This is a genomic window from Acinetobacter rongchengensis (genome assembly GCF_003611475.1).
Classification (GTDB): Bacteria; Pseudomonadota; Gammaproteobacteria; order Pseudomonadales; family Moraxellaceae; genus Acinetobacter; species Acinetobacter rongchengensis.
Genome location: NZ_RAXT01000239.1, coordinates 1 through 229 on the forward strand (window position 1 = coordinate 1; position 229 = coordinate 229).

Here is a 229-nt window from a genome sequence, read left to right on the forward strand (position 1 = left end):
TGTTCGGCGTCAACTATCTTGGCCGGTTCGCGTCAATTATGATGGCCGGTTAGGTTTTCTCATTTTTCCTACTTCCAGCTTGTTTTAACTGATGTTGTTTTCGATAGCTTTCTCCTTCTAATTCTATAATTGTCGCGTGGTGGATCAGCCGATCTATGGCCGCTACCGTCATCATGCTGTCTGGGAAGATCTGATCCCATGCACTAAACGGGTGATTGGCTGTGATGAT

Annotated in this window: 1 protein-coding gene; it reads right to left on the reverse strand. The window is 45.9% G+C overall.

Features of this window, described 5'->3' with window-relative positions; translation table 11 throughout:
* Positions 1–49 precede the first annotated feature (49 nt).
* Positions 50–229: ATP-binding protein (locus D7V20_RS19710; RefSeq protein WP_165382167.1), on the reverse strand; the 180-nt coding region annotated here is incomplete at its 5' end.